The sequence below is a fragment of the Micrococcus sp. KRD070 genome (assembly GCF_017168435.1).
Lineage (GTDB): Bacteria > Actinomycetota > Actinomycetes > Actinomycetales > Micrococcaceae > Micrococcus > Micrococcus luteus.
In genome coordinates, this window is the sequence record NZ_JABFNH010000044.1 from 1 (window position 1) to 1,255 (window position 1,255).

Annotated in this window: 1 pseudogene; it reads left to right on the forward strand. The window is 72.7% G+C overall.

The features are described from left to right. Window positions 1–1,255 (forward strand): annotated as a pseudogene (locus J1M38_RS11550) (hypothetical protein); the annotation flags it as partial.

A 1,255-nucleotide genomic window follows, 5' to 3' on the forward strand; every position in this document is an offset into this window, starting at 1 on the left:
GAGCAGGAGGGCCCCTCCGCCGTCCCCGGCAGCGCGTTCACGCAGACCGCGCCGGCCCCCGCCGATCTGTCCTCCCACCAGGAGCAGGCTGCCCCGGAGGAGGTCCCCGCATGGGCCACCATCGGCGGCCTCGGCGCCTTCGCCGCGGCCGGACTGCTGGGCATCGTCGGCCTGCGCCGCCAGCTCCAGCGCCGCCGCCGCCAGCCCGGCCAGTCCGTCCCCATGCCCGAGGAGCAGACCGCGCAGCTGGAGACCCAGCTGCGCGTGGTCGCCGAGCCCGAGCAGGCTGAGGAGCTCGACGTCGTCCAGCGCTGGCTGGCCCGCTGGGCCCACGAGAACGGCCAGGACCTGCCTGAGCTGTTCCTCGTGCGCGTCTCGCCCGAGCAGATCGCCCTCTACCTCATGGCCCCCGCGCAGCTGCCCGAGCCCTTCGTGGCCGAGACCGACGACGGCGTCGTCTGGACGCTGGCCTCCGGCTCCATCGACATCGACCCCGACCTGCCCGCTGCCCCCTACCCCTCGCTGGTCACCGTCGGCCAGGACGACACTCGCTCCCAGGTCCTGCTCGACCTCGAACGCCTGGGCACCCTCGGCATCGACGGCGACCCCCAGCTGACCACCCAGGTCCTCGATGCCATGGCCGTGGAGCTGGCCACCTCCAGCTGGTCCGAGAACGTCACCATCACGCTCGTCGGAGTCGCCGACGGCCTGGCCAAGGTCGTCAGCGACGGCCGCGTCCGCCAGATCGACGACCTGGACCAGCTGATCGGCCAGCTCGACGGCAAGGCCAAGGACATCCGCCGCGCCCTCGACGAGCAGGACGCCGCCACCCTCGACCAGGCCCGCGCCGCCAACCAGGAAGAGGCCTTCGGCCCCGAGATCGTCCTGCTGGGCCTGGAGCCCACCCCCGCCCAGGCTCGTCGCCTCACCGACCTGGCCGGCGCCATCCCGCGGCTGGGCATCGCCGCGGTCACCACCGCCAACCCCCTGGCCTCCGACTGGATCCTGAACCTCGAGGACGAGGACCACGCCGACCTGCTCCCGGTCAATCAGCACCTGCGCCCGCAGAAGATCACCCCCGAGGAGGGCGAGCGGATCAAGGAGCTGCTGGCCACCGCCCTGGAGGACCCCCGCTCCACCGGCCGTGGGACGACCGCCACGATCGACATCAACACCGTCCTGGACGAGCGCCCCCACCTCAGCGCGGTGGCCGATCTCGAGGAGATGCTCCACGAGGAGGAGAACACCCAGGACC